The following is a 22,895-nucleotide window of genomic DNA, read 5'->3' as shown; positions in this document are numbered from 1 at the left end:
ACCTGCTTCAACGGAGACTTTTCGAGCATGTCGGCATCCGCCACCGAAACCCTGTTCCGCCCGATCACCATCGGTTCGCTCTCGCTGCCCAACCGCATCGTCATGGCACCGATGACGCGCGGCTTCGCGCCCGAGGGTATTCCCGGCGCTCCGCAGGCGGCCTATTACCAGCGCCGTGCCGAGGGCGGCGTCGGTCTGATCCTCTCGGAAGGGACGGTCGTCGATCGGCCCGCGTCGCGCAACATGGCGGGCATTCCGCTGTTCCACGGCGATGAGGCGCTGGCCGGCTGGGAACAGGTTATCGGCGCCGTCCACGCCGCCGGCGGCAAGATGGGCCCGCAGATCTGGCACACCGGATCGACCGTCGGCCCGGACGGCTGGGACCCCGGCGTGCCGGTGGAAAGCCCCTCCGGCCTGCTCGCCCCCGGCCAGCCGCGCGGAGAGGCGATGAGCGAGGAAGCCATAGCCGACACCGTTGCCGCCTTCGCCCGCGCCGCCGCCGATGCCAAGCGCCTCGGCTTCGATACCGTCGAGATTCACGGCGCGCACGGCTATCTGATCGACCAGTTCTTCTGGGCCGGCACCAACGAGCGGACGGACCGCTACGGCGGCGCGACCATTCGCGAACGTTCGCGGTTCGCGGGCGAAGTGGTTTCGGCGGTCCGCGAGGCGGTTGGCCCCGGCTATCCGATCATCCTGCGCCTCAGCCAGTGGAAGCAGCAGGACTACCGCGCCCGCTTGGCCGAAACGCCCGAGGCGATGGCGGATTGGCTGCAGCCCCTGGTCGATGCCGGTGTCGATGTCCTGCACTGCTCGCAGCGCCGTTTCTGGGAGCCCGAATTCGCCGAAATCGACGGGGAAAAGGGCCTCAATTTCGCGGGCTGGGCCAAGAAGCTGACCGGTGCGACCACGATCAGCGTCGGTTCGGTGGGGCTCTCGGGCGAGTTCCTGGCGGCCTTCGGCGGCGAAAGCTCGCAATCGACAGGCCTCGGCGATCTGGTCGAGCGTATGGAGCGCGACGAATTCGACCTGATCGCGGTGGGCCGCGCGCTCATCAGCGATCCCGACTGGGTAGCCAAGGTGCGTGACGGCGAAGGCGAAAAGCTCAAGGGCTTCGACGCCGCCGCGCTCGGCGAACTGGTCTGATCGGTTCCTTGCCGCGGAGCATGACCTTCATGCTCCGCGGCAAGGAAATTCCCCCTCTCCGCTCAGGCCCCGCATCCCTCCGTGCCTGCTGCTGGCCGTCTTGTAAGCCAGCCGTAAGGTAAGCCGAACTAGGCTGCGCGAACGTGCAGACCGGGCCGGTTCCGGCCGGCTGCGTGTTATCGGATCAGCGCATGCAAGTGGGGGATGGTGTCCAAGATGATCTCGGCCGTCGGTCATTCCGGGGAAGATTTCGGCACGCTAGGTGACGAGGGGCGTGAGCGGCACGCCCATGGCGCAAGCCTGCTTGCGGGCGGGTTGTTCGCGGCGAAGGCCCTTTCGGCTCGGGGCCCAGCGCGCGGGCTGCGGCTGCTGGCGCTGGCGCTGTTGGGCGGCGTGGCCAGTTGCGGCCCGGCGAAGATCGTCGAGGCACCGCCGCCGCCGCCGCCGGTCGTGGTGATCCCGCCCCGGCCGATGCCTCCGGTGGGCGCCGCGCCCAACATGGTGATCCCCGCGCTGGCGGCGGACGGCCTGCGCCATACCGTCAACACCGGGGTTTCGCCCGCGCAGGCCGTGTGGAACCTGCGCTCCGCCTACAATGTCGCGGCGCTCAACTGCATGGGCGCGCAATATGCGCCGATCCTGCCGGGCTATGCCGATTTCCAGAAACGCCATGCCAAGGCGCTGGCGGCTGCGAACAAGACGCTGGACAAGGAGTACCGCACCCGCTTCGGCGCCAAGGGCGTGCGCGAACGCGAGGCGTACCAGACCCAGGTCTACAACTTCTTCGCCCTGCCCCCGGTGGTGCCTGCGCTCTGCAATGCGGCGCTGGCGCTGACGGTCGATCTCGAAAACGTGCCGGCGGGCCAGCTCGATGCCTTCGCGCCTTCCGGCCTTGCGAAAGCGGAAGCGCCGTTCACGGAATTCTACAACAGCTACGAGCAGTACCGTGCCGACCTGGCGGCGTGGGAAGCCCGTTTCGGCGCGGCCAGCGCCGCTGCGGTCGAGGCGACCCCGCTGGCGGCGGCGAGATAGCGGCGCGCACGACGCCGATCTCTCCCGGTGCATTTCTCCTTTCCGCGTACTATAGGGTATGCGGATAATGCACGCCCAAAGGGCGGCACGACAGGAGAAGTGGGCAATGACGCGTCTGACGCGAAGTGAAAGCCAGGCGTTGACGCGCCTGCGGCTGTTGAAATCCGCGCGCGACCTGTTCCGGCGCGATGGCTATGCGGTAACTTCGGTGGACCGGATCGCCGAAGCCGCCGGCTACAGCAAGGGCGCGGTCTATTCCAACTTCGAGGGCAAGGAGGCGATCTTCCTCGCCGTGCTTGAAACCGAGTCTGAGGAGAACCTCGGCAAGCTGCTGAAGCGCCTCGATCGCGCCGAAACGCTGGACGCGGTGGTCGATGTGCTGGCCGAATGGGCGGATGAACGCTCGAAAAGCGGCGGATGGTCGCTCACCGTGCTGGAACATGCGCGAGTCGCGCCGATGGGTTCGGCCTCGCTCCGGCGGCAGGAGGAGATCGTGCGCGCACAGTGGCGCAGGCTCGGCGCCTATCTGCTCGGACGTTTCCCGGGGGTCGCCTCCGATGGCGAAGTGCTGGGCGCGCTGCTGTTCGAGATCGCTTATGCCCCCGCGCTCACTTTCGTTACCGCGCCTGGCGCCGGGGCGCTCGTCCGCTTTGCCCTGCCGCCGCTGCTGGCCCGCGAAAGGCAGGGCGAGTTGGCGATCGCCGGATGATAATTTCGGGTCGGGGTTGAATTTCAAAGACCGGGCGGTATCCTGAATCCCATCGGTGTCCGGTTCGCGGATGCCGCGGAGATTACCTCATGAACGATCGCAACAGGCGCTTCGGCGCCCTGTGTCCGCGCGCCTCCGGCAGGCCGCCGTCGCCCCGCGAACCGGCGCGCCAGAACCGCCGCTGAGCCTGCAAAGCCGGCGTGCGCGAACCGCCGCCGGTCTTTCCGTCCGCTCCGACAACCAGAATGCCCATCCGGTCGTTATCCAGGTTTCGGCCCGTGATGACGCGCACCTCCCGTATTGATCCATCCGGCAAGGAACCATCATGTCGATCTCGAATTCGCCCGGTCCGCTCGACCAGCCCGTCACCCTCCACGTCTGGAAGGAGAAGTACCGGCACGCCGACGAGCAGAGCCCCTCGGACACGTTCCGGCGCGTGGTGGCGGGCGTCTATGCGAAGGACGACGGCGCGCACGCGGCTCAGGCGCTTGCGGCGCTGGAGGCGCGGGACTGGGTGCCCGGCGGGCGCATCTTCGCGGGTGCGGGCACCGGCAAGCGGGTGACGTGGATCAACTGCTTCGTCAGCCCCACGATCCAGGATTCGATGGATACCGAGCCGGACCTGCCCGGCGCCGGGATCATGGACGCGCTCAAGGTCGCGGCCTTCACCCAGCAGCAGGGCGGCGGCATCGGCATGGATTTCGGCACCATCCGGCCCGACGGGGCCGTGGTGGGGCGGACCAATTCGGTCTCTTCGGGCGTGATCCCGTTCATGGTGATGTGGGACGGCATGTGCGTCACCATCCGCTCCAGCGGATCGCGGCGCGGGGCGATGATGGCGATGCTGCCCATCTGGCACCCTGACGTGATCGCCTTCACCGAGGCGAAAACCCGCAAGGACGTGCTCAGGAACTTCAACGTCTCGGTCGCGGTGACGGACGATTTCATGGCCGCACTGGACGCCGATGCCGACTGGGACCTGGGCTTTCACGTGCCGCGCGCCGATGGCGCCCATGTTGCGGTGACCGAGCGCGACGGCCGGCCCTGGTACGTCTACCGGCGGATCAGGGCGGCGGACCTGTTCGACCTCATCACCCGCACGACTTACGAATATGCCGAACCGGGCGTGGTCTTCATCGACCGGGTGAACCGGCTGAACAACCTCTCCTATTGCGAGACGATCTCGGCCACGAACCCTTGCGGGGAACAGCCGCTGCCCCCCAATGGCGACTGCGATCTGGGCCATGTGAACCTTGCGAACATGGTGCTCGAACCTTTCGGCGATGCGGCGCGGGTCGACTGGGAGCGGCTGAAGGAGACCGTGCGGATCGGCGTGCGGTTCCTCGACAACGTGCTGGAAACCTCGCCTTTCCCGACCGAGGAACAGCGCCTCGAAGCGCAGGACAAGCGCCGTGTCGGCCTTGGCTTCACGGGGCTGGGCAACCTGCTCCAGCAGTTGCGCCTGCCCTATGGCCGCGATGCGGTGCCGATGGTGGAGGAGATTTGCGCGTTCATGGCGGCCGAGGCCTATCGCGCCTCGATCGAACTGGCGCGCGAGCGTGGCAGCTTCCCTGCCTATGACGCGGAGGCGTTCGGCCGCGCGCCGATGCTGGACCGTCTGCCGCAGGACATCCGCAAGGCCATCGCGAAGCACGGCATCCGCAACGGCGTGCTGCTGACGATCGCGCCCACGGGCACGACCAGCATCTTCTACGGCAATGTCAGTTCCGGCATCGAGCCCAGCTTCTCCTGGCGCTACAACCGCGCCGTCGTGGTTGAGCAGACCGCGACCGAGCAGAAGACCGAGAGCTTCGCGGTCGAAGACTATGGCTGGTATCTCTACAGCCGCCTGCCGGAATTCGATCCGGCAGCGCCGCTGCCGCCCTATATGGTGACCGCGCTGGAGCTTTCGGTGGAGGATCACATCGCGGTTGCGGCGGCGGCGCAGAAGTGGATCGACGCGGCGATTTCCAAGACCATCAACTGCCCAGCCGACATGTCCTACGATGCGTTCAGGGCGGTCTACCTCACCGCCTGGGAAAGCGGGATGAAGGGCTGCACCACTTATCGGCCTAGCGGGGTGCGCGGTTCGGTCCTGTCGGAACCTGTGGCGCAATCGTCGGCGGAACCGAAGCAGGAAGCCGGGCAGCCCGAACCAGCGAAGCCCGCCTTTCCGGGCGACACGCCCGTGCCCGCCCGCCCGCAAGTGCTGCCCGGCAAGACCATCAAGATCAAATGGCCGGTGGACGGCGAGAACTACTACCTGACGATCAACGACTATGTTGCCGAAGATGGTCGGCGCATTCCCTTCGAGATCTTCATCAACACCAGTTCGGCGGAGAACTTCGAGACGATGGCCGCGCTGACCCGCACGCTTTCCGCCGTGTGCCGCCGGGGTGACGCGCGCTTCATCTTCGAGGAACTGGAACGGGTTCACTCGGCCAAGGGCGGGGCTTTCGTGGCGCTCGATCACGATACCAAGGGCAGCTACGCGCCCAGCCTGATCGCCCTCATCGGCCGCATCCTGCGCGAACATGCGCAGGGGCAGGAGGAGGGCGCCCCCGCTTTGGCCCCCGCTTTGGCCCCCGCTTCGGGGGCGGGCGAGGGGGAGGAGTGCCCCAACTGCAGGCAGCCGGCCGCGCACATGCAGGAGGGCTGCCTCACCTGCACCCAGTGCGGCTTCAGCAAGTGCGGCTGAACGGATGCGCCCATGGCAGCGGAGATTGACGCGGGTCATTTCGCGCCTCTCGTCCGCCTGCCATGGGAAGCTATCAATCGCTTTCGAATGGCTCGGAAATTCGCATGACGAGATATGACGTGATCGTGGTCGGCGGCGGGCCGGCGGGGCTTGCCTTTGCCCGCTCGCTCGCCGGGACCGGGCTGAAGCTGGCGCTGGTCGAACGGCAGCCGCGCAGGGCGCTTGCCGAACCGGGATGCGACGGGCGCGAGATCGCCCTCACGCACCGTTCGGAGGCCTCGCTCAAGGCGCTGGGGGCATGGCAGGCGATCGATCCGGCCGAAATCTCGCCCTTGCGCGAAGCCCGCGTGCTGAACGCAGGCTCTCCCTTCGCGCTGGCCTTCGATACCGGCGGCACGGGGGAGGACCGGCTCGGCCAGCTCGTGCCCAATCACCTGATCCGCCGCGCGCTGTTCGCGGTCACTCACGCGCAGCCGGGGGTGGACCTGCTGGCCGGCGCGGCGGTGTCTTCGGCGCGGGCCACGCGGGAGGGGGCCGTGGTTGAACTCGCGGATGGCCGCAGGCTGGAGGCGCGCCTGCTGGTCGCGGCGGATTCGCGGTTCTCGGCGGTGCGCGAACAGCTCGGCATCGCGGCGGAAGTGAACCGCACCGGACGCGCGATGATGGTCTGCCGTGTTGCCCATGAACGCGACCATGAAGGGATTGCCACAGAGTGGTTCGACTATGGCCAGACCATCGCCATGCTGCCGCTTCGCGGGCGGATGTCCTCGGCGGTGCTGACGCTGGATGCTGCCGGGATCGAGGCGCTCGCCGCGCTGGACGCCGAGGCGCTGGGGGCCGAGATCACCCGGCGCTTCCAGTCGCGGCTGGGGCGGATGACAGTGGTGCCCCAGCCGGGAATGGCGGGCCCCGGAGTCTATCCGCTGGCGACGACTTATGCGCGCCATTTCGCGGCGGAGCGTGCCGCGCTGATAGGCGATGCCGCCGTGGGCATGCATCCGGTGACGGCGCATGGCTTCAACCTGGGGCTGGCCGGGGCGCTGCGGCTGGGCGGGCTGGTGGCCGATGCGGCGCGCCATGGCCGCGACATCGGCTCGCCCTGGCTGCTGCGCCGCTACGAGGCGGCGCACCGTTTCGCCAGCCGCCCGATCTATGCCGGGACGAACGCCATCGTCGGGCTCTATACGGCGGAGCATCCCGCGGCGAAGGCGGCGCGCCATGTGGCCTTGCGGGCGGCGCAGCGGCTGCCGCGCCTGCGCCATGGGGTCAGCCGGATGCTGATGCAGCCCTGACGCCTTCGGACATACTTGCGAGGACCGCCCCCGGACCGCCGTGTCGGCGGCCGGGGGCGTCCGGTTTGCCTCAGGGACGCTGGGCGGCCGTGGCGTCGCGGGTGGCGCGGAATTCGCTGTCCTGCGACCAGTTCGGCCAGACATGGCCGTTCGCAAGGCGATTGCCGAGGTTGTAGAGCAGCGTCATGTCGCCGACCCAGCTGCTGGTGTTCCAGCTGGCGTCGTACTCGTCGGCGGGCTGGTGATAGCGATCGCGCGTGTAGATGTCGGCCAGTTCCTTGCCGCGCGCCGCGCCGCCGTTCACCAGTTCGTTGCCCGCATCGTAGGAAATGGCGGGAACGCCGCGCTTGGCCATCGGGAAGTGGTCCGACCGGTAGAAGCTGCCCGCTTCCGGCCGCGAGTCCGGGGTGTAGTGCCGGCCCAGCTTGCCGCCTTCCTCGGTCAGCATGGTCAGCAGATCGAGCTTGGCCGCGCCGGAGATGCTGAAGTCCGTGGTCTTTTCGATTGCGAAGGGGCCGTCCATGTTGATGACCCCGGCGGTGGTGGCCAGCGGGCGCAGCGGGTTGTCGGCATAGAATTCCGAGCCGAGCAGGCCCTTTTCCTCGGCCGTCACGGCCAGGAACAGGACCGAACGCTGCGGCGGCGGGCCACCGGCATAGCTGCGGGCGAGTTCGAGCAGGGCGGCGGTGCCGGAGGCGTTGTCGAGCGCGCCGTTGTAGATGCGGTCGCCCTTCGCATCGGGCAGGCCGACGCCGAGGTGATCCCAGTGGGCCGAATAGATCACCGTCTCGTCCGGGTACTTCGAACCACGCACGAGACCCGCCACGTTGTAGGACGTGATGATGTCCGACTTGACCGCATAGTCGGCGCTCATCGTCGCCTTGAGCGGGATCGGCTGGAAGTCCTTCTTGCGGGCGGCGGCCTTGGCCGCTTCGAAATCGATGCCCGAAGCCTTGAGGAGCTGCGCGGCGAGATCCTTCTGGATCCAGCCTTCCATCTGCGTGTGCGCGGCCCTGGGATCGGCGCGCACGATGTCGAACATGGTGTTGGTGTTGGAGTTCTTCACGGTGGCCCAGCCGTAGGAGGCAGGCGCGCTTTCATGGACGACCAGCACGCCCGCGGCGCCCTGGCGGGCGGCTTCCTCGTACTTGTAGGTCCAGCGGCCGTAATAGGTCATCAGCTTGCCGCCGAAATCGCCTTCGCCGCCCTCGAAATCGGGATCGTTGACGAGCACGACCATGATCTTGCCCTTGAGATCGACGCCCTTGAAATCGTCCCAGCCGCGTTCGGGGGCCTTCACCCCGTAGCCGACGAAGACCAGCGGCAGGTCCTTGAAGGCGACCGAGGACTGGCCGGTTTCGGCGGCGCGCACGGCGATCTGTTCACCTTGCGAAAGCGGGGTGGCGGCGCTGCCGATGGTCATCGCAAGGCTGGGCGTGCCGACGATGTTCGACATGCGCAGCGGCACGCTCTGGAACCAGGAACCCTTGTCTCCGGCAGGCTGGAGCCCGGCGGCCTTCATCTGCGCGGCGATGTAGTCGATGGTCTTCTTCTCGCCGGGGGTGGCCGGGCCGCGTCCCTCGAAATCGTCGCTGGAAAGCGTCTTGATGTCGTTCGAGATGCGGGCGACGTCGAACTTCGGCGCCGGCGCGGCCAGGGCGGCGGTGGATGCCGAAAGCAGCGCGCCAAGCGCCAGCGTGCGCAGCGACTTGCGCGGGAAACGGAAGGTGAGGGAGGTCATCGAAGCTCCTTGGCCGGTCGGCCGGACAGAGGTCTGGATCGGATCGATCCGCTGCCGCCCAAAATGCCGATCCGGCGGGCAATGTCGATAGGGCGGATGACTGTTTTTCGACAGTTTGCGTGTTCGGCGGCAGCGCAATCGATTTCGCGGGAGAACCATGGCGCAAGCGGAAATCGCGCCTTGCAGCGCTAGCGTAATATCGTATACGATCGTATTTTCTGCTTTGCGCTCCCATCGCATACGAGGTTTTCCGCCAGATGTCGTCTCTTGCCCGCGCTCCGCGTTTCATCGGAATTGCCGCGGTTTGCGCCGCGATCCTGTCGTCCGCCGGCGCCTTGGCGGCGCCCGGACGCGCCGATATCGACCGCTCCATCGCCCTGCGCGAGAACTGGCAGTACCTCACCCGCGACGTGGCCTGGCCCGCGCACTGGACGCCGGACGGCGCGGCCTTCTCCTATCGCAAAACGGTGGAGGGCGGCTTCGCCTTCGAAACCGTGGACGCCCGCACGCTTGCGCGCAGCCCCGCCTTCGACCAGCAGCGCCTTGCCGCCGCATTGACGGCGGCGCTGGGCCGCCCGGTGCAGGCGCTGCGCCTGCCGTTTGCCGATTTCGACTATGCCGGAGACCGCCAGACCATCCAGTTCTGGCTCGACGAGGACGGCTGGCGCTGCACGCTGGCGGACTATGTCTGCGAAAAGCAGGAAGACCCGCGCCGTCCGCGCGGCTTTGGCGTCGTGCGCGATCTTTCCATTCCGGCGGACAATCACCCGCGTCTTTCACCCGACGGCAAGTGGGAAGCCACGGTGGAGGACGACAACCTCGTGCTGCGCGGCGCGGGCACCACACAGGCCGTCCGCCTGAGCACGGACGGATCGGCGGGCAATTTCTACGATCCCGAAACCATCGCCTGGTCGCCCGACAGCCGCCACCTGATGATCTACCGCGTTCGCCCCGGCTACGCGCGCCATGTCCTTCGGGTCGAGGCGGCGCCGGAGGGCAAGGGGCAGCCGGGCCTGCGGACCCAGCTCTATCCCAAGCCCGGCGATGCCGTGGACCAGGAGCAGCCGGTGCTGTTCGACGTTGCCGAAAGGCGCCAGACCGTGGTGGGCCCGGCGCTGTTCCCCAACGCCTACGAACTGTCCGGCCCGCGCTGGCGGGCAGACGGCAGGAGCGTGGAATTCGATTATGTGCGGCGCGGCTTCGGGCAGGCGCGGATCGTCTCGGTCGATGCCGCCAGCGGCGCGGCCCATGCCGCCGTCACCGAGGACGCGAAGACCTTCGTCTATGCCGATCGCCGCTATTCCCACGATGTGAAGGGGCTGGGCAACGAGATCGTCTGGGCTTCCGAGCGCGATGGCTGGAACCATCTCTACCTGATCGACGGGCGCACCGGCAAAGTGAAGAACCGCATCACCACCGGCCAGTGGGTGGTGCGCGAGGTCGTCAGGGTCGATGACGAAAAGCGCCGGATCTGGTTCGTCGCCAGCGGCATGAATGCGGGCGAAGACCCCTATTTCCGCCATTACTACAGCATCGATTTTGACGGCCGGAACCTGACGCCGCTCAGCCCCGAGCGTGCGGACCACACCGTCAGCTTCTCGCCCGACATGCAGTACTTCGTCGATACCTATTCGCGCGTGGACCTGCCCAATGTCAGCGAACTTCACCGCACGGCGGACGGCGCGCTGGTGCAGACGATCGCCAAGGGCGACATCAGCCGCCTGACCGCTGCCGGGTTCCGCGCGCCGGAAGTCTTCACCGCCAAGGGGCGTGACGGCAAAACCGACATCTGGGGCCTCGTCGTGCGCCCGCGCGACTATGATCCGGCGAAGAAGTACCCGGTGATCGAGAACATCTACGCCGGGCCGCACGACAGCTTCGTGCCCAAGAGCTTCTGGCCCTTCGGCTATCATTCGGGCGGCGACAAGGTGATCGGGATGCAGGCGCTGGCCGATCTCGGCTTCATCGTCGTCCAGATCGACGGCATGGGCACGGCCAACCGGTCCAAGGCGTTCCAGGACGTGGCGTGGAAGAACCTCCAGGATTCCGGCTTCCCCGACCGCATCCTCTGGCACAAGGCGCTGGCCGCGAAGGACCCCGCCTACGACATCGGCCGCGTCGGCATCTACGGTGCCTCGGCGGGCGGGCAGAGCACGCTCAACGCGCTGCTGTTCCATGGCGATTTCTACAAGGCGGGCGTCGCCATGGCGGGGTGCTACGACAACCGCATGGACAAGATCAGCTGGAACGAACAATGGCTCGGCTGGCCGGTGGACAAGAGCTATGCCGATGCCTCCGGCGTGGACAATGCCGCGCGGCTGCAGGGCAAGCTGTTCATGATCGTGGGCGAGCAGGACAGCAATGTCGATCCCGCCTCGACCATGCAGGTCGCCGATGCGCTCATCAAGGCGGACAAGGACTTCGACCTGCTGGTGGTGCCCGGCGGGGAGCACAGCGTGGGCCGTTCCACAGGCCCGATCGACTATGTGACGCGGCGCTTGTCCGAGTTCTTCGTGCGCAGCCTGCAGGACTGACGGCCGCGGGGCCTGCACCGGCCCCGCTACTGGCGCTGGTAGATCCGTTCCTCTCGCGCGAAATCGCGGAAGGCTTCGGCATGCGCAGAGAAGCGCAGGCTTTCCTTCGCGCCGAGGCCGAGGAAGCCCTTGCGGATCAGCGAATCCCGGAACAGGCCCACCGCCCGGTCCTGAAGCGCGCGGTCGAAGTAGATCATGACGTTGCGGCAGGACACGAGGTGCATCTCGGAGAACACCGCGTCGGTCACGAGGCTGTGGTCGTGGAAGACCACGCGTTCGCGCAGCGCGGGATCGAAGGCGGCGCCGTCCCGGCCTTGCGTGTAGTAGTCCGTCAGCGGCGCGGCGGCGCCCGAGAGCCGGTGGTTCTCGGCAAAGGCGGCCATCCGGTCCAGGGGGTAGACGCCGCGTGCGGCGGCGGCCAGCGCATCGGGGTTGATGTCGGTCGCGTAGAACTGGGTGCGTTCCTCCAGCCCTTCCTCGCGAAACAGGATGGCGAGCGAATGGAGTTCCTCGCCCGTGCTGCATCCCGCCACCCAGACTTTCAGCGAGGGATAGGTCCGCAAGTGCGGCACCACTTTTTCGCGCAGGGCGCGGAAGTAGCCGGGATCGCGGAACAGCTCGCTGACCTGCACGGTGAGGAAGGCCAGCAGGCGCGGGACCATGGCGGGATCGTGCAGCACGCGGTCCTGCATCGCCGAGAAGGTTTCCAGCCCCATCAGTTCGCGCGCCTGCCGCAGCCGCCGCTTGACCGAGGCCTGCGCATAGTTGCGAAAGTCGTAGTGGTAGCGCCGGTGCAGCGCCTCCAGCAGGAGGTGGATCTCGATATCCTCGACGGCTTGCTCGTCCATGGCGCGATCCGTGTCCACCGGGCTCAGCGCGGCATCCAGACGCGGACCAGCGAGAGCAGTTTGTCCACGTCCAGCGGCTTGGCCATGTAGTCGTTCGCACCGGCGGCGATGCAGCGTTCCTGGTCGTCCGGCATGGCCTTGGCGGTGAGGGTGATGATCGGCAGCTTCGCCCAGCGCCCGTCCTTGCGGATTTCGCGGGTGGCGGTGAGGCCGTCCATCACCGGCATCATCACGTCCATCAGCACCAGATCGATCCGGCGGGCGGCGTCGTCCCCGGCGCGGGCCAGCGCATCGATGGCTTCCTGTCCGTTGCGGGCGATCTCGATCACCGCCCCCTGCGGTTCGAGGATATGCGTCAGCGAGTAGATGTTGCGCACGTCGTCCTCGACCACGAGGATGCGGCGGCCTTCGAGGATCGCGTCGCGGTTGCGCGCCTGCCGGATCATCGACTGCTGCTCCTCGGGCAGTTCGGTCACGACCTGGTGCAGGAACAGGGATACCTCGTCGAGCAGGCGCTCGGGCGAGCGGGCGCCCTTGATGATGATCGAGTCCGAATAGCGGCGCAGGCGCTGCTCGTCGTCCGCCGAAAGATCGTGGCCGGTATAGACGATCACCGGCGGGAAGGCATAGGTCCCCTCCCGGGACAGCGTTTCCAGCAGCGTGAAGCCGCTGGCATCGGGCAGGGCAAGGTCCAGCACCATGCAGTCGAAAGTCTGGTCCCGCAGCAGTTCGAGGCATTCGGCGCCGGTGGCAGCGCCCACGGTCTCGACATCGCCGGAGGCCAGCAGGCGGCCCATCGCCTCGCGCTGGACCGGATCGTCCTCGACGATGAGGATGCGGCGCGTGGCCGAGGCCAGCCGGGCGGCGAGCGCTTCGAGCACGCCGGCCAGTTCCTCGCGCTTCACCGGTTTGACGAGATAGCCGACCGCGCCAAGCGTGAGCGCGGTCTGGGTATGATCGCTGCCGGACACGACGTGGACCGGGATGTGCCGCGTCTCCACATCGCGCTTCAGGTGGTCTAGCAGGGCGAGGCCGGACTGGTCGGGCAGGCCGATGTCCAGCACGACCGCGCTGGGCCTGAAGGTTCGCGCCAGCTTCAGCGCTTCGGCGGCGGTGCCGCTGACGAGGCACTGGAAGCCCATTTCGCGCGACAGGTCCCGCACGATCCCGGCGAAGGCGGCGTCGTCTTCCACCACCAGCAGGATGCGCTGGTTGCTCACCAGCCGGTCGCGGTCGTCCTCTATCTGCTGGACCGGGCTGGCCGGGGCGGGCTGACTGCCGCCATGCGGGGCCAGCGGAAGCAGGCGGGCGGGAAGATCGGAATGCCCGCCCATCTGAACCTGCGCCTGAACGCGGGCCTGAACTGGGGCCTGAACCTGCGGTCCGGCCAGCGCCGCGTCGTAGGCGAGCGGCAGCGACAGGGCGAAGCGGCTGCCCCGGCCGGGCGTGGAGGACAGCGAGATGCCGCCGCCCAGCAGGCGGGCCAGTTCGCGGGAGATGGAAAGGCCGAGCCCGGTGCCGCCGTACTTGCGGTTCACCGTGCCGTCCGCCTGGCGGAACGCCTCGAAGATCGCCTGCTGCTGGCTTTCGGGAATGCCGATGCCGCTGTCTGTCACCGAAAGCAGGATGCGCGCCTTGCCGTCCGCTCCGGCGGCTTCCGGCTCGATGGCGAGCCTAACGCTGCCGCTTTCGGTGAACTTGAAGGCGTTGGACAGCAGGTTCTTGAGGATCTGCTCCAGCCGCTGGCGGTCGGTATCGAGCGTGGCCGGGCAGCCGGGCGCGACGTGGATCTCGAAATCGAGCCCGCGATCGGCGGCGACCGGCTGGAACACCTGCCGCATGTCGCTGGCCAGACGCTCGACCAGCACGGTTTCCGGCCTGACCTCGAGATGCCCGGCCTCGATCTTGGACAAGTCGAGGATGTCGTTGATGAGCGCCAGCAGGTCGTTGCCGGAGGACTGGATGGTGCGCGCGTACTGGACCTGTTCGTCGGAAAGGTTGGCGCGCGGATTGTCGCCCAGCAGCTTGGAGAGGATCAGCAGCGAATTGAGCGGCGTGCGCAGTTCGTGGCTCATGTTCGCGAGGAAGTCCGACTTGTAGCGGCTGGTCTGCTCCAGTTCGCGGGCCTTGGCCTCGACCGCGGCGTTGGAACGGGCGAGATCGTCGCGCTGGACCTCCAGGAGCTGCGCCTGTTCCTCAAGCTGCGAATTGGTCTGTTCCAGCTCTGCCTGCTGCAGTTCCAGCCGCCCTTGCGATTCCTTGAGATTGCGGCCCTGTTCTTCCAGTTCCTCGTTGGAGGAGCGCAGTTCCTCGCTCTGGACCTGCAGTTCCTCGGCATGGTGCTGAAGGTCGGCACGGTAGCGGGCAGAGCGCAGGGCGATCCCCACCGACGCGGAAATCTCCGCCAGGAAGGCCATGATCTCGGGGCCGACGGGATGCAGGAAGCCCAGTTCGATCACGCCGTGGACGACATTTTCGGCTATGGCGGGGGCGATGACGAGATGGCGGGGCTTGTCGCTGCCGAATGTCGAGCCGATGGTCAGGTAGCCGTCCGGAATGTCCGACAGCAGCACGGGTTCGCCGTCCGCCGCGACCTGGCCGAGCAGCCCTTCGCGGTGGGAGAAACGCTCGACGATCCCGGCGCCTGCGGGAACACCGTAAGCGGCGACGCGGCGGTAATGGCCGCGTTCCCCCGCGAAGACGGCGCCGGCCTGGGCGCCCGCGAACCGGGTAAGGAAGGCCAGGATGCTCTCGCCCAGCTGCTCGGCCGGCTGGTCCCCGATCACGGCGCCGGCAAGGCCGACCTGCCCGGATTGCAGCCACGCACGCTGCTCGGCCGCTGCCGCCGCCTTGCGGATCAGGAAGCCTACGGTCAGCGTCAGCGCGATGCCGAGGCAGCAGGACAGCACGCCGCTGATCCATGCGGACCGGTAGGCCTGCTCCATTTCGGCGAGCCGGGTCTGGCGCAGCCGCGCCTCTTCCCGCTGCATGTCGGCAAGCTGCGCGCGAACCGCGTCCATTTCCAGCTTGCCGCGATCGGTGGCGACGATGGCGAGCGCGCCCACCATGTTCCCGGCCTTGCGCGCCGCGATGGTCTCCTTCAGCTCGGAAAGCTTGGCGTCGATATGGCGGCGCAGGGGCGCGATGCGGGCCTGCTGCTCGTCGTTGTCCTCAGTCAGCGAGGCGATCTTCGCGACCCGCGCATCCACGTCCGCCAGCGCTGCATTGTAAGGGTCGAGATACTTGTCGCTACCGGTGAGCAGATAGCCGCGCTGGCCGGTTTCCGCATCCTGAAGCGAGGACAGCAGTTCGTCCAGCGCCACGATCACCGAATGGGAATGGACGATCCGCCGCGCATCGTCGCGCAGCACCGTCACGTTGAAATAGGCGAAAGTTCCGCTGACTACGAAGAACAGGATGGCGACGGCGAGGCCGAAGGTCGTGCCGGGATCGAGCCGGAAGCGAGCCTTCAGGCCGGAGGTCGTAATCGTCGATGGCATGCGTGCGCCCTGTTGTATCGGCCCGTGGAATCCGGCCTTCGGAACATCCGGTGTGCTCGATTGCGGCGGATGCGAACGGATAGCAAGAGCATCTTGTTCACGTTCGCATCCGCCGCTGCGGGAACATCGCGCGCGGCCGGGAGTTGACGTTGGCGTCAAGCAATTCTCGCTTGCGAAGAGGGTGGTGGACTTGAATTTTCCAGGGGGCGCCGGCGAACTTTCCGGTCTTGTCAGGAACCACGATTGGGCCGCTACGCCGCTTGGTCCGCTGGAGGCGTGGCCGGCGGGGCTGAAGGCCGTGGTCGATCTGGTTCTCTCGGCGAAAGTGCCGATGGCGCTGCTCATGGGGGAGCGCGGGACGATGATCTACAACGATCCCTACATCCCCATTGCCGCCGGGCGCCATCCGATGTCGCTGGGCTCCAGCGTGCTGGAAAGCTGGCCGGAAGTGGCGGACTTCAACCGCGGGATCATTGCCGATGTGCTCATGGGCGGATCGCGCACCTTCGCCGACCAGGAATTCCTGTTCGAACGCAGCGGATGCCCCGAACCGGCCTTCCTCGATATCGATTATTCCCCGGTCCGCGACGATGCTGGCGCCCCGGTGGGGGTGCTTGCGGTGCTGCACGAATGCACCGAGGCGCATCACGCGCGCAGGAAACTGCGGCGCACGGCAGAGAAGCTCGCCTTCCTCGACGCGCTCGGCCAGGCGACCATCAACTGCCGGGACGCCGACGAAGTGCTGGCCGTCACCACCCGGATGACCGGGGAGCATCTCGGCCTGTCGAACTGCGCCTATGCCGACATGGACGAGGACCAGGACGGCTTCACCATCCGGGGAGACTGGCACGCGCCGGGCGTACCCTCGATCCTGGGGCACTACAGTCTCGCCGATTTCGGCAGCCTTGCGGTGCGCGAACTGCGGGCCAACCGCCCGCTTATCGTCAATGACAATGCCCGCGAACTGCCCAGTCACGAGGCCCGCACCTTCCAGGACATCGGCATTGCCGCCACGATCTGCATGCCGCTGGTCAAGTCCGGCCGCCTCACCGCGCTCATGGCGATCCACGACAAGGCGCCGCGCGTCTGGAGCGACTACGACCTGGAGATCATCGCCGAAGTGACCGAGCGGTCATGGGTCCATGTCGAACGCGTCTCGGTGGAGGCGGACCTGCGCCTGAGCGCGGATGCCTTGCGCGAACTGAACGAGACGCTCGAACGCCGGGTGGAGGACCGCACCCGCAAGCTGCTGGAAGTGGAAGCGGCGCTGCGGCAGGCGCAGAAGATGGAGGCGGTGGGCCAGCTTACCGGCGGGCTGGCGCACGATTTCAACAACCTGCTGACCGGGCTGGGAGGCAGCCTCGAAATGCTGTGGCTGCGCGTCCGGCAGGGGCGACATGACGATCTGGAGCGCTATTTCGACGCCGCCGAAGGCGCAGTGAAGCGCGCGGCGTCGCTGACGCACAGGCTGCTGGCGTTTTCGCGGCAGCAGACGCTGGACCCGCAGCCGACCGGGGTGGACCGTCTCGTCGCCGACCTGGAGGAACTGGTGCGCCGCACGATGGGACCGGCGATCCGGGTCGAGGTGCGCGGCTCCACGGGGTGGCCGGTGCTGATCGATCGCAACCAGCTTGAGAATGCGCTGCTCAACCTCTGCATCAACGCGCGCGATGCCATGCCGGACGGCGGCACGCTGACGATCGCCACGCAGGGCCGGACCATTGAGGGACACGATGCCCGCCGGCTCGGCCTGGCGCCGGGCGATTACGTGGTTCTCGATGTTTCCGATACCGGCACCGGCATGTCCGCCGAAGTCGCTTCGCGGGCATTCGATCCTTTCTTCACCACCAAACCCTTCGGGCAGGGCACCGGCCTTGGCCTCTCGATGATCTACGGCTTCGTGCGCCAGTCCGGCGGGCAGGTGGTCATCGACAGCGAGCCCGGGAAAGGCACCAGGATGTCGATCGTTCTCCCCCGTCACGGCGTTGCGGCGGCGCCCGAGGTTTCCCCGGCAGAGGACGGCGCGCCCGACGCCGCCGGCGAAGGGCAGGTCATCCTCGTGGTGGACGACGAGCCGATGATCCGCATGCTCGTGGTCGAAGTGCTGGAGGAGGCCGGTTTCGTCGTGCTCGAAGCGGGTGACGGCCGCTCGGCGCTGGGCATACTGGAGGCCGCGCCGCGCATAGACCTGGTGGTCACCGATGTCGGCTTGCCGCACGGCATGACCGGGCGCGAGGTGGTGGATATGGCGCGGGTGCAGCGGCCCGATCTCAAGGTGCTGTTCATCACCGGCTATGCCGAGAACGTCGTCGCCTCCAACGGCCAGCTCGAAAGCCTTTCGGCGATCATGACCAAGCCGTTCGAGATCGCCGCGCTGGTGGGCAAGGTCCACGAACTCCTCGCGCCCACCGCTGCCGACGCGCGCCCGGCGGGCGGATAGGCACTGGGTGAGGCGGCGGCAGGTTCAGCCGGAATCGGAACCGGTGCCGTGCAGCATGAAGTCGAGCATCGCCGCGTCGATCTCGTCATCGCCTGCCAGACCGGCGGGGAACAGCATGTCGCGGAACAGGACGTTGCCCAGCACCGCCGCGAAGGACACCCGCACCATCAGCCGCGGATCGACGACCGGCTGCGTTCCGCCATCCTGCGCGCCGTCATCCTGCGACTTCGCGCCTTCTCCCGCCTCGTTCCGGCGGCGCACGCGATGTGCGCGCGTGGCCGCGCCGCGTTCGAAGTAGGCGTTGAGGCTGTCGATCGCCCGCGCGCTTGCGCCCTGATCCTCGCCATATGTCCCGGCCGTCAGCGCCGCCATCAGCAGCGGGGCATGATCCTTGAGAAAACGCCCCAGCTCCGAAACGTAGAGCCGCGCATTCTCCCGCCGCGCGGCTTCGCCGGGCCCGCCTGCGTCGGGGCTGGAATCCGTGATCGAATGCTCGGCATTGAAGCGCTCCAGATGGCGGTCCAGCGGGGCGAACACGGCTTCCTGGAACAGCGCGGCCTTCGAGGGGAACGTGCGGAACAGCTGCGCCTCGGTGCTTTCGGCGCGCCGGGCGATCGCCGCCGTCGTCGCCCCGGCATAGCCGCAGCGGCGGAACTCCTCTTCCGCCGCTTCGAGCAGGCGGCGGGTCACTTCCTGCGAACTGCGCCGCTTGCGGCGCGCGGGTTTCGTCGCTTCGTCCACTTCCGCTCCATCGATGGCCGCGATATCCCGGCGCCGGCCCGTTTAGGGGACGGCGCGGGTTTGTCCAAACGGCCTGTAGCGCCGGTATGCTCTCAATTCCTCGGCACCGAGGCGAAAAACGCCAGCCCCGCTTCGCCCGGATAGAGATATTCGAGATAATGCCCCAGTTCCGGCACGTCCACGAAGCAGGCCTGGAGCAGCGGGTTGCGGCTTTCGTAAGGCATGGCCCAGCCATTGCCCTGCGCGCCCTGCTGCACGCCCTGCCACTGGGCCTCGTCATGGATCAGGAAGCCGAGGTGGTGGTGCCAGAGGCGGGGGCCTTCGCCCGGCGGCTGGCGGCTCATGTAGATTTCGGAGCCGGGGCCGGAAGCCTCGATCAGTTCGTACATCACCGTCCCGTGCCAGGCGAGTTCGGCCCTGATCCAGCCCCCTGCCGCAAGCTGCCCTTCCAGCACGCAAAACTCCCGGATGCCGAGGCGGCGCGAGAACAGGTCCCGCGCGGCGGCGATGTCGTTGGTGGCATAGGCCATCTGGAAATGCTCGGCGAGGAGCAGCCCCGACCCGGGGGCAAGCGTTCCGGCAGGCCGCGCAAGCGAGAGCGTCATCGTGAACTCCGTGAAGGGCATTCGTGATAGTATCCGCTATCTACGTCGGACAAGTTCGCACTGACGACCCATCGCCCCGGCGTTGGCGGAGGCGTTGCCGCCCCGAATGTCTTGCGAGGCGGTCCTGCACGAATATAAATAGCAATCACTATCTAAATATGCCGGTCGCGAAACCGGCGGAGAGGCCAGCGTCATGGAGATCGAGCCGAGCATCCTTGCCTATCTGACCGGGCTGGAAAGCGCGGTCGCCAATCTCCAGGACACCTGGCGGCCCGACGATCCCGCCTATCGCGCCGACGTCTATCGCCAGACGATGACCAGCCTCTCCTACGCCTATTTCGCCTATTTCCACGCCACGCCGGAACACCCGGACTGGGCTCCGCTGTGGAACCCGGTCTACACGCTCCAGCCCAACCCGGACGACATCTACGTGCAGTCGCCGATCCGGGGCGACCTGACCTACCGCGTCTCGGGCAATCGCGGGACCTGCCGGATCCTCTCTTTCACCAGCCAGAAGGTGCAGTCCGGCTCGGTGGACGTGATGCCGCGCCCCAACGGGCACAACGAGGTGGACGACATCGACCTCGGCCTTGCGCCGGGCGAGGATTTCTCGGTGATCTTCAGCGCCGAACGTCCCGCCGGATATGAAGGCAAGTGGGCGCGGATCGATCCGGAGGCGGGGTATCTCTACTTGCGGTTCCGCAGCTACGACTGGCTGAACGAGATCGACCCGCACCTCTCCATCGAATGTCTCGACCCGGTTCCGCCCAAACCGCGCCTCTCGCCGGAGGAGATCCTGCACCGCATCGGCGAAATGGCGAAGTTTCCCGGCCGCAAGACCCGTCTCTACTATCCCATGCAGAACGGGGTGAAGGAGCGCGTGGGCTTCAACGTGTTCGAGCCGGTGCGCATGGCCGGGGCGCTGGCCAAGCAGGTCTACTGGCCCGCCTGCTTCCGGTTCGACCCGGACGAGGCGCTGGTGATCGAGACGGAGGTTCCCGCGCACGCGCCGTACTGGAACATCCAGCTCAACGATCCCTGCTTCAACGCGCTGGAATATGTCTACCGCATATCCAGTTCCAACGGCCACTACGCCCGCCTTTCCAGCGACGGCCGCTACCGCGCGGTGATCGCGCTGGAGGACCCCGGCGTGCCGAACTGGCTCGATCCGGCAGGCTATACCGAGGGCGGCATCTATGGCCGCTGGTACGACTGCGACAGCGCGCCGGTGCCGACGATCAGGCGGGTCAAGCTGGCAGAGCTGCGCGATCACCTGCCCGCCGATACGCCCGTGGTCACGCCGCAGGAACGGGCCGAGGAACTGCGGCAGCGCGTAAGAGCCTGCCAGCGGCGCCGGCGCTGGTGAACGATAAATCCAACAGGGAGAGTTTAGGCCATGGATCTCGGTTACGATCCGCCAGACCGGTTCCGCACCGCCGTCGACCGCGCGCACGAGATCGTCGCGGGGGAGCTGGGGCATGACGATTTCGGCCCGGACGATTATCTCCCCGGCCTTGGCGTGCTGCTGCATTCGATGGACTACGATCCGCAGTTCACCGAAACGGGGCGGCGCGCGGCCTGGGGGCAGGTGCTGGGCGTGCTGCGCAGCCGGGCGGGCGCGATCCGGGCGATGAAGGACAATCCCGGGTTCGATGCCGTGCCCGTGCTGGCGCCGGTGGTCATCACCGGGGTGCCGCGCACGGGGACCACGGCGCTGCACCGCCTGATGGCGGTGGACCCGCGCTTCCAGGGGCTGCAGACCTGGCTGCTCGACGCGCCGATGCCGCGACCTCCGGTGGATCGCTGGCAGGACTATCCCGAATATCGCAAGACCATGGCGGTGATCGAGGCGCGCTATGCCGCCGCCCCGCAGCGCCGCGCCGCGCACCATGTGGCGGCCGAGGAAGTTCACGAATGCTGCATGTTGCTGCGCCAGTCGTTCGTCTCCAACTTGTGGACCTGCGGCTGGTCCGCGGCGAGCTATGACGCCTGGTGGCAGTGCCAGCGCGAGGATGCGGCCTATGCGCACTATCGCCGCTGCGTGCAGCTGATCGGCATGAACGATCCGGGCCGCCGCTGGCTGCTCAAGAACCCCGGCCATATCGACAACCTCGACCTGCTCTTCGCGGTGTTTCCCGATGCCAGGGTGATCCAGACGCACCGCGATCCGGCAAAGGCGGTGCCTTCGCTGGTTTCGCTGCTGATGGGTATGCACCCGGTGCTCGAACAGGGCCGCGCGGACCAACGCGGGCCGATCATGCTCGCGCGGGAGGTGGCGAAGTGGGCCGCCGCGCTGCGCAAGGCGGATGCTGTGAAGGCGCGCCGTCCGGGGCAGGTGCTCGACATCGCGCATCTCGATTTCCACAATCGGCCGATGGCGGTGATGGAGCGGATCTACGGTTTCATCGGCATGGACATTCCCGATGAAACCCGCGCCGCCTTCGCCCGCCGTATCGCGCAGAAGCCCGAATTGCAGCACGGCGCCCATCGCTACGACATCGCCGACTACGGCATGACCGAGCAGCAGGCGCGCGCGCCTTTCGGCGACTATGTGACGCGTTACGACCTGCTGGAGAAGGCGGCATGAAGGCGGCGGTCTATCCGGGCGGCGGGCAGCCCGTGGTCATCGAGGACGTGCCCGAGCCGCGCCCTGCGCCGGGCGAGGTCTTGATCCGCGTCCACCGCTGCGGCATCTGCGGCACCGACCTGTCGATGACCAGGGGCGGCGCGTGGGACTATGGCCCGAACGCGCGCTTCGGCCACGAATATGCGGGCGAGATCGTCGAGCTGGGCCGCGATGTCGATGGCTGGCGGGTGGGAGACCGGATCGCGGTGCTGCCCTCGGTCGCCTGCGGATCGTGCGAGACCTGCCAGGCTCATGGCAACAATGTGCTGTGCCGGTCGGGCGAGGGCAATGCGATGATGGGCTTCGCGCAGTTCGCCAGCGTGCCCGCCGCCGTGGCGACGCGGTTGCCCGCCACCCTGTCGATGACGGACGGCGCCCTGATCGAGCCGCTGGCGATCAGCCTCTACGGCGCGCGGTTCGCGAATATCGAGCCGGGCGACACGGTGCTGGTGCTGGGTGGCGGCACGGTGGCGCTTTACGCGATCTACTGGGCGCGGCGGCTGGGGGCGGGGCGCATCGTTGCCATGTCGCGTTCGGCGCGGCGCCGGGAGCTTTCGCTGGCGATGGGAGCGGACGCCTTCGGGGCCTATGGCGCGGACGAGGTGGGCGAAGTCGTCGAGGCGCTGGGCGGATCGCCGCGCGTGATCTTCGAATGCGTGGGCGCGGAAGGAATGCTGGGCCGCGCGATCCGTCATGCAGGGCCGTTCGGGCGGGTGGTCTCGCTGGGGTTCTGCACCGCGCCCGATCCGGTGATTCCCGCTATCGCCGCGTACAAGTGCGTCTCGCTGCGGTTCGCGGTGGGCTATTCGATGAAGGAGTTCCTCTACATCGCCGACCGGATGGACAAGGGCCACGTCGATCCCGCCACGATCGTGACGCGCGATGTCGCGCTGGCCGATCTCCCGGCGATGCTGGAGGCGCTGCGCGGGCCGAATGACGAAACCAAGGTCCACGTCCGCTGCAACGACGTCTTTTGAGGGGAA

General features: G+C 67.5%; 16 protein-coding genes. 10 read left to right on the top strand and 6 right to left on the bottom strand.

What is annotated here, in order from left to right; translation table 11 throughout:
- Positions 1 to 27 precede the first annotated feature (27 nt).
- The 3 genes from U9J33_RS20885 (at position 28) to U9J33_RS20875 (ending at position 2,887) form a co-directional block, all read left to right on the top strand.
- On the top strand, positions 28 to 1,146 hold the full coding sequence (locus tag U9J33_RS20885; protein WP_132469676.1) for an NADH:flavin oxidoreductase: 1,119 nt from the start codon (positions 28 to 30) through the stop codon (positions 1,144 to 1,146).
- A gap of 216 nt (positions 1,147 to 1,362) precedes the next feature.
- Positions 1,363 to 2,178: a hypothetical protein gene (locus U9J33_RS20880; protein WP_132469675.1), complete on the top strand. Its 816-nt coding sequence runs from the start codon at positions 1,363 to 1,365 to the stop codon at positions 2,176 to 2,178.
- Between the two features lie 106 nt (positions 2,179 to 2,284).
- On the top strand, positions 2,285 to 2,887 hold the full coding sequence (locus U9J33_RS20875; protein ID WP_054438638.1) for a TetR/AcrR family transcriptional regulator: 603 nt from the start codon (positions 2,285 to 2,287) through the stop codon (positions 2,885 to 2,887).
- An 82-nt stretch (positions 2,888 to 2,969) separates the two neighbouring features.
- Here U9J33_RS20875 and U9J33_RS20870 read toward each other — a convergent pair whose 3' ends face one another.
- Entirely contained in the window at positions 2,970 to 3,179 is a 210-nt protein-coding gene (locus tag U9J33_RS20870; protein ID WP_054438636.1) for a hypothetical protein, read from the bottom strand.
- A 33-nt stretch (positions 3,180 to 3,212) separates the two neighbouring features.
- On the opposite strand from U9J33_RS20870, the gene U9J33_RS20865 reads away from it, so the two are divergent.
- The gene (locus U9J33_RS20865; protein WP_324699878.1) at positions 3,213 to 5,585 is read left to right on the top strand and encodes an adenosylcobalamin-dependent ribonucleoside-diphosphate reductase; all 2,373 of its coding nucleotides are present in this window, start codon (positions 3,213 to 3,215) and stop codon (positions 5,583 to 5,585) included.
- A gap of 104 nt (positions 5,586 to 5,689) precedes the next feature.
- Complete coding sequence (gene ubiM, locus U9J33_RS20860; RefSeq protein WP_324699877.1) at positions 5,690 to 6,877, top strand: 5-demethoxyubiquinol-8 5-hydroxylase UbiM; 1,188 nt, start codon at positions 5,690 to 5,692, stop codon at positions 6,875 to 6,877.
- Between the two features lie 70 nt (positions 6,878 to 6,947).
- On the opposite strand, the gene U9J33_RS20855 is transcribed toward ubiM, so the two are convergent.
- On the bottom strand, positions 6,948 to 8,582 hold the full coding sequence (locus U9J33_RS20855; RefSeq protein ID WP_420719922.1) for a M28 family metallopeptidase: 1,635 nt from the start codon (positions 8,580 to 8,582) through the stop codon (positions 6,948 to 6,950).
- A gap of 293 nt (positions 8,583 to 8,875) precedes the next feature.
- Between U9J33_RS20855 and U9J33_RS20850 the strand changes: the two genes are divergently transcribed.
- A complete protein-coding gene (locus tag U9J33_RS20850) occupies positions 8,876 to 11,152 on the top strand; it encodes a DPP IV N-terminal domain-containing protein (RefSeq protein WP_324699874.1) in 2,277 nt (758 codons plus the stop codon).
- A gap of 26 nt (positions 11,153 to 11,178) precedes the next feature.
- Here U9J33_RS20850 and U9J33_RS20845 read toward each other — a convergent pair whose 3' ends face one another.
- Together U9J33_RS20845 and U9J33_RS20840 are read right to left on the bottom strand one after the other, a co-directional pair.
- Positions 11,179 to 12,000 carry a CheR family methyltransferase gene (locus U9J33_RS20845; protein ID WP_185999096.1) on the bottom strand — a complete coding sequence of 274 codons (822 nt, stop codon included), beginning with the start codon at positions 11,998 to 12,000 and terminating at the stop codon, positions 11,179 to 11,181.
- 23 nt (positions 12,001 to 12,023) lie between these two features.
- The gene (locus U9J33_RS20840; protein ID WP_324699872.1) at positions 12,024 to 15,500 is read right to left on the bottom strand and encodes a response regulator; all 3,477 of its coding nucleotides are present in this window, start codon (positions 15,498 to 15,500) and stop codon (positions 12,024 to 12,026) included.
- A gap of 190 nt (positions 15,501 to 15,690) precedes the next feature.
- On the opposite strand from U9J33_RS20840, the gene U9J33_RS20835 reads away from it, so the two are divergent.
- Positions 15,691 to 17,940 (top strand): ATP-binding protein, encoded by a 2,250-nt coding sequence (locus U9J33_RS20835; protein ID WP_324699870.1) that lies wholly within the window; start codon positions 15,691 to 15,693, stop codon positions 17,938 to 17,940.
- 24 nt (positions 17,941 to 17,964) lie between these two features.
- On the opposite strand, the gene U9J33_RS20830 is transcribed toward U9J33_RS20835, so the two are convergent.
- Complete coding sequence (locus U9J33_RS20830) at positions 17,965 to 18,681, bottom strand: TetR/AcrR family transcriptional regulator (RefSeq protein WP_185999093.1); 717 nt, start codon at positions 18,679 to 18,681, stop codon at positions 17,965 to 17,967.
- Between the two features lie 92 nt (positions 18,682 to 18,773).
- Positions 18,774 to 19,286 carry a hypothetical protein gene (locus tag U9J33_RS20825; protein WP_185999092.1) on the bottom strand — a complete coding sequence of 171 codons (513 nt, stop codon included), beginning with the start codon at positions 19,284 to 19,286 and terminating at the stop codon, positions 18,774 to 18,776.
- A 193-nt stretch (positions 19,287 to 19,479) separates the two neighbouring features.
- Between U9J33_RS20825 and U9J33_RS20820 the strand changes: the two genes are divergently transcribed.
- Genes U9J33_RS20820 through U9J33_RS20810 form a run of 3 tightly spaced genes read left to right on the top strand, consistent with a single transcriptional unit; the run spans position 19,480 to position 22,889 of the window.
- Positions 19,480 to 20,652, top strand: a complete 1,173-nt coding sequence (locus tag U9J33_RS20820; protein ID WP_054438624.1) for a hypothetical protein — start codon at positions 19,480 to 19,482, stop codon at positions 20,650 to 20,652.
- 30 nt (positions 20,653 to 20,682) lie between these two features.
- Entirely contained in the window at positions 20,683 to 21,873 is a 1,191-nt protein-coding gene (locus U9J33_RS20815) for a sulfotransferase (protein WP_324699869.1), read from the top strand.
- On the top strand, positions 21,870 to 22,889 hold the full coding sequence (locus U9J33_RS20810) for an alcohol dehydrogenase catalytic domain-containing protein (RefSeq protein ID WP_185999090.1): 1,020 nt from the start codon (positions 21,870 to 21,872) through the stop codon (positions 22,887 to 22,889). The genes U9J33_RS20815 and U9J33_RS20810 overlap by 4 nt, the downstream gene beginning before the upstream one ends.
- Positions 22,890 to 22,895 lie beyond the last annotated feature (6 nt).

The sequence above is a fragment of the Novosphingobium sp. RL4 genome, from assembly GCF_035658495.1.
Lineage (GTDB): Bacteria > Pseudomonadota > Alphaproteobacteria > Sphingomonadales > Sphingomonadaceae > Novosphingobium.
The sequence above is the reverse complement of the archived record's forward strand: the minus strand, read 5'-3'. Positions and strand labels throughout refer to the sequence as shown.